Below are 5,922 nucleotides of genomic sequence, written 5' to 3'. Positions count from 1 at the left end.
CATGACCGAACTCTTTCTCTCCGCCCTCGTCACCTTCTTCGTCGCCATCGATCCGCCCGGCGTGGCGCCGATCTTCTTTGCCCTGACCGATGGCTCGCCCAAGGCGCACCAGCGCGCCATGGCGTATAAATCCATCATCATCGCGACCGGTGTCCTGCTCGCCTTCGCGCTCGGCGGGCGCTATCTGCTCGACGCGATGCATATCAGCCTCGACGCCTTTCGCACCGCCGGCGGCGTGCTGCTCTTCCTGATGGCGCTGGAAATGATTTTCGAGAAACGCACCGAACGGCGCGAGGAACGGGCCGAGAAACTGACCGAGGAGCATGAGGCGCATCCGGAGATCTGGGACGATATCTCGGTCTTCCCGATGGCGATCCCGATGCTCGCCGGCCCCGGTGCGATCGCGACGATCATGCTGTTCATGTCCGAAGCCCCGACCATGGCGCATCAGGGCGTCGTCTTCGCGGCCGTCGGCATCAACCTCCTGCTTTGCCTGGCGGTTTTCCTGGTGATCGGGCCGGTGATGAAATTCGTCGGCGCCTCGATGGCGGCGATGATCACGCGGATTCTCGGCGTCATCCTGGCCGCCCTGGCGACCCAGTTCATCTTTGACGGCATCCATGGTGCCTTCATGGCCAGCTAGGCTGAAACCAAAAATTAGGCAAAACCTGTCATTCTGCTCGCCTAGGGGTCCGTCAAAGAGACCCGCAGGTGATGGAGAATTGGATGGGGTTTCGTCTCGCCATGACAGTCGCCGCAGCCCTTCTGACCGCAACGGGGCTGACCGCTGCCGCTTACAGTTTCACGCAAGGTGAGACCGACCAGGCGATCGCCTTCGGCTGGCCGGCCATCGCGATCGCGATCGCCTTCGGGATATTCATCCCGTCGCAATCACGGGCGCAGTCGCAGATTCAGGACTTGCTGGACAAGGGCTTGAAATAGGGCGCGTAGAGATCGGGCCGCCGGTCGCGAAACACACCCCAGGCCGCACGATGGGTCTGCAGGAAGTCGCGATCGAATGTGCCGGACACAATGCCTTCTTCGGTCTTGTTCAGCTCGGAGACCTTCTCGCCTGTGTGGTCGCAGACGAAGGATGAGCCGTAGAAGACCTGGCCATCCTCATTGCCGATCCGGTTGGCGGCCAGCACCGGCATCACATTCGCCACCGCATGGCCCTGCATGGCCCGCTGCCAGCGCGCCGAGGTGTCGAGGCTGTCATCATGCGGTTCCGAACCGATCGCGGTCGGATACATCAGCACTTCAGCGCCCAGCAGCGCCATGGCGCGGGCGACTTCCGGGAACCACTGGTCCCAGCAAATGCCAACGCCGATCCGGCCGAAACGCGTGTCCCAGACCTTGAAGCCCGTATTGCCGGGCCGGAAATAATATTTCTCCTGATAGCCGGGACCATCGGGAATATGGCTCTTGCGATAGACGCCCATCGGACGGCCATCGGCATCGATCATCACCAGTGAGTTGTAATAGCACTGCCCGTCACGCTCATAGATCGAGACCGGAATCACGACACCCAGCTCGGCCGCCAGCTCGCTCATCGCGATGACGCAAGGGTGTTCCATCGCCGGAAAGGCACGGGCGAAATTGGCCTCGTCCTGGGTCTTGCAGAAATAGGGGCCCTGGAAGAGTTCAGGCGGCAGAATGATCTGCGCACCGGCGGCCGCAGCCTCGCGGATCATCGACGCGACGCGTTTGATATTATCCGCGATATCCTCACCGAACCCGGTCTGCAGGCCGGCCATGGTGATCGTATTGCTCATGAGTTCAGTCCAGCCGGGATGTGGGTCGTGACGCAGTGGAAGGCACCGCCGCCGCTCAGAATAGCGCTGGAACGGCAACCGACAACCTCATGGCCCGTAAACAGGGCGCGCAGGGCGTCGAGCGCCGCCGCTTCACTGGCGGTACCATAGGTTGGAACCACCAGATTGCGCGGCCCGATAACCCAATTCATATAGCTCGCCGGCAGGACATCGCCGGCCTTGTTGACGACACGGCCGGGTGAAGGGATGCGGTGCACCTGCAGTTTGCGGCCGCGCGCATCGGTCATTGCCGCGAGCTCGGTCGCGATCTGCTCCAGCATTTCGGCCTGGGGGTCGTCGGCGCCATAGGGCGCCATGCACACGACTTCGCCGGGACGCACGAAGCGGGCGATATTGTCGATATGACCATCGGTGTGATCACCGACCAGCCCCTTGTCGACCCACAAGACCTTTTCCACGCCGAGCGCGGCCTTGAGGCGCTCATCGACCACGGCTTCGGTCAGATCGGCATTGCGGTTCTTGTTGAGCAGGACATCACGCGTGGTGATAACGGTGCCTTCGCCATCAAATTCAAGGGCGCCGCCCTCGGCGATCATCGCGACATCAATGATGCGCGCCTCGACCATGCGGGCGATCGCCGTGCCAACGGTCTGGTCGCCGGGAATCTGGAACTTGCCGCCCCAGCCATTGAACGGAAAGCGGGCCGCGATCAGCTCGCCATCGCGGCGCAGGAAGACCGGCGCGGTATCGCGCGTCCATACATCGCCGTAATTCTGGCGCACCAGCACAGCCGTCTCGCCCATCGCCACGCGGGCCGAAGCCTCGGTCTCGTCATTGGAGACGAGGATCGTCAGGGGCAGGCGCTTGCCGCCGGGCACAGGCTCGGTGACGGCCGTCAGGAAGGCGGCGAACTCAAGCCGGGCAGGCGCGAGATTTTCAAGCCAGATGCTCGCCTCGGCCGGCCAGCATGTGACGATCTGATCCGGGGTCTGCGATTCATGGGGAATGGTGTGATTGCTCATCAGGGCGCCTCTATCATGAAGCGCGCCTCTATCACGCGTTTCAAGCGGATGCGAGCGCAAAAAAGCAAACCTCCCGCGCAAAAAAGAAGGGCGGCCCGAGGGCCGCCCTTCCACTGCGTATTCGCATGCTATGCCAGTGCTTAGAAGTCGTACTTCACACCGAACAATACCTGCCAGGTCGACGCGCTGGAAACGCGGGATTCGGCAGTCAGCGGGTTGAAGCTCTCGAACACATACTGATTGGTGCCGGCATCGTATTCCGCATCAACAATGCTGCGGATTTGCGGATAGCTGGCCTGGGTCAGAATGCCCCATTCATCACTGATGAGATTGCCGAGGTTTTCGATCACCAGGTAACCGGCAGCGCGATGGCCCGGCGCGAAGGCAGGGAATTCCTGCTCGAGGCGCAGATCCATCTTGGTCCACCAGGAACCCTCATGCGAGTTGCGCTCGTCGATCGCACCACGGGCCAGGCCCTGGGCGTCGGTATAGGCAAAGAAGGCTGCCGTATCGAAGCCAGGCGCGAACCGGACCAGCGGATCGCTGGCATCGGTCGGCACGTAGAGCAGGTGACGACGGTCAATGATGTCACCGAACATGTCGCCATCATCATTGTCGAACGAGAAGGAGTAACCACGCGACTGGCTGACCTGGCCGAACAGGGTCGCCCGGGTGGTCAGATCGTCGAAGAAGTCATGCTCCCACGAGACACGACCGGTAAAGCGGTGCGGGATCTCGTAGTTGGATGTCGCAGATTGCGGATTGTTCGGATCCGACACAGCGACACTGGCATAGTTGGAGAAGGCCACCGAAGACGTCATCGGATTGGCATCTTCGGACTGGGTGTAGGCATAGGCAGCCGTCCAGCTCAGGCCCAGGTCATCATATTCACGGCTGACGGCCAGCGACAGGACGAGAGATTCGCCGCCATCGAAATTGGTCAGGATGAAGTCCTGGTTGAAGATCCGGTTGGAACAGGTGGCTGCGGTCGGAACCACACAATCCGGGTCGCTGCGGTCGATCGAGCGATAGATCGGGCGACCATCTGGTGCCGTATCAACCTGCTCGAGCGTTGCGTCGACGATACCCGCTGCGTCGCGGCTTTGCGAGTACAGCAGGTCACCCATCACTGTGTAGCCGTCACCGAGGAATGGCAGTTCGCCATCATAGGTGAAGCCCAGGGCCGCTTTCCATTCGGCCGGGATTTCGAAATCCGGGTCGATGGCATTGACGCTGGAGTTGGCCGCGCCACCGGCGACGCTGTCATACATGCTCTGCGGAACGCCAAAGATCGGACGGCCAGTGCCACCTTCGTCTTCGACATAGGTTTCCGTACCGGTGAGCAGGTTTTCCGGACCAAAATCTGTCAGCTGAATGGCGGTCAGGCCGTCATTCGAGAAGTTGTTGGAAACCCAGACATTCGGGTTGCCACCGGAGTAGAGACCGAAACCACCGCGAACCGTCAGATCGCGACGGGCATCCCAGGTGAAGGCGAAGCGTGGCTGAACGAGACCGCGACCATCGAGGGAATCGGCATTGGAATAGCCATTCCGGGCGATGAAGTTGGCGTTTTCGTTCGGCACGTCATCCGTGGTGTACCAGTCGTAACGCAGACCGGCGATCAGGGTCAGACCATTCGGGCCGGACCATTCGTCCTGCGCGTAGACCGTATTGATGTCGTAGGTGAAGGTCGCGCTGGCATCGTCCGGGTTGTTGGTGCCACGGGCATTGCCGTAATAGATGCGGCTCACATCGCCATTGCGGAAGTCATTGATGGAGTTGAAACGCCACTCACCCTCGGTGTGCTGAACGAAGAGGTTGAAGATGTCGTAGTTCAGCGTTTCGGCGCCGAAGGTGAAGTAGTGGTCGTTCCACTGATAGTGGCCCACACCCTTCAGGGTCAGCGTGCTGTAGTCGAGATCGTTCGACTGACGCGAGTCATCGGCACCGAGATAGATGGTGTTGCCGCCGACGCGGATCTGGACTTCACCGAAATCCGTGCCGTTGATCGAGGACTGCAGGAAATCAACTTCCTGGTAAGACGCACGCAGCTCGGTGGAGAAGTTGTCCGTCCAGTTGGAGAACAGCTGAGCGGTGTAGGCGGTCAGGTCGGAACCACGGTTATAGAGGTGGTTCTCGTACTCGAACTCATTGTTGTCGCCATCGGACTCGGTGCGGTTGGCACCTTCCGACTGGTTGTAGGTCAGAGCGAAACGGTGATCGTCATTGATGTTCCAGTCGACGCGGACGAGGATGCTTTCGTCGATAACCGGAGCATTGCCTGGGACGCCGCCTGGATTGTAGCCATAAACGTTCTGGGCGATGTCGAGGATGTCGGCGTAATCAGCCTGGGTGAAACCGCTGATTTCGGTCGGTGCGCCGGAACCTTCTGGGCCACGGTCGAAAATGTCGATGCCTTCAAAGCGCTCATAGGCAGCGAAGAAGAACAGACGATCCTGGATGATCGGACCACCAAAGGTGATGCCGTAACGCTTCTGGTCGTATTCAGGAACGGTGAAGCTCGAACCTTCGAGCGAGTCGCCCTGGAAGGCATCGGAGGTGTAATCATAGAAGACACCGCCGCGGAATTCATTGGTGCCGGATTTGGTGACGGCATTGATGTTACAGGCAGTGAAGCCACCGTATTCGACGTCAAACGGAGCCAGCTCGACGGAGACCTGCTCGATCGCGTCATAGGAGAATGGCATGCGCTGGGTCGGATAACCGTTCGAGTTCAGACCAAAGCCGTCATTCAGGCCGAGACCGTCAACGGTGAGGCTGTTGTAACGTGGGTTGGCACCGGCACACTGGATGGAATCGTTGAAGGATTCGTCGATATAGACGCGTGGATCCTGGCGAACGACATCGGCGAGCGCACGATTGATCGACGGGGTCTCTTGCAGATCCGAGAGGCTGAAGGTCGAGTTCGGGCCAACGGCGGTATTCATGGCCTGGATGGCAGATGCGGTCACGACGACGATGTCGGTGGTGCCGGAAACAGCGCTCATTTCGAGGTTGAGCGACATGCTCTCACCGAGGGAGAGGAAGACACCTTCAACCCGGCGCGGCTGGAAACCGTCCGCAGTGATTGTCACATTGTAAGGACCGCCAACGCGCAGACCCGA

5 protein-coding genes are annotated in these 5,922 nt (G+C 60.3%); 2 read left to right on the top strand and 3 right to left on the bottom strand.

What is annotated here, in order from left to right; translation table 11 throughout:
* Together AAC023_RS13135 and AAC023_RS13130 are read left to right on the top strand one after the other, a co-directional pair.
* On the top strand, positions 1-643 hold a 643-nt coding region (locus AAC023_RS13135), incomplete at its 5' end, for a MarC family protein (protein ID WP_339741650.1).
* Positions 644-726: 83 nt separating this feature from the next.
* A complete protein-coding gene (locus AAC023_RS13130; RefSeq protein ID WP_339741649.1) occupies positions 727-942 on the top strand; it encodes a hypothetical protein in 216 nt (71 codons plus the stop codon).
* Here AAC023_RS13130 and aguB read toward each other — a convergent pair.
* The 3 genes from aguB to AAC023_RS13115 form a co-directional block, all read right to left on the bottom strand.
* Positions 912-1,775 (bottom strand): N-carbamoylputrescine amidase, encoded by an 864-nt coding sequence (gene aguB / locus AAC023_RS13125; RefSeq protein WP_339741648.1) that lies wholly within the window; start codon positions 1,773-1,775, stop codon positions 912-914. The two genes, AAC023_RS13130 and aguB, sit on opposite strands and share 31 nt — an antisense overlap.
* A complete protein-coding gene (locus AAC023_RS13120) occupies positions 1,772-2,797 on the bottom strand; it encodes an agmatine deiminase family protein (RefSeq protein ID WP_339741647.1) in 1,026 nt (341 codons plus the stop codon). The genes aguB and AAC023_RS13120 overlap by 4 nt, the downstream gene beginning before the upstream one ends.
* A gap of 140 nt (positions 2,798-2,937) precedes the next feature.
* A partial coding sequence (locus tag AAC023_RS13115; protein ID WP_339741646.1) for a TonB-dependent receptor occupies positions 2,938-5,922 on the bottom strand: 2,985 nt, incomplete at its 5' end.

Origin of the sequence: uncultured Maricaulis sp., from assembly GCF_963976135.1 — a bacterium.
In the GTDB taxonomy this organism is placed as follows: Bacteria; Pseudomonadota; Alphaproteobacteria; order Caulobacterales; family Maricaulaceae; genus Maricaulis.
The sequence above is the reverse complement of the archived record's forward strand: the minus strand, read 5'-3'. Positions and strand labels throughout refer to the sequence as shown.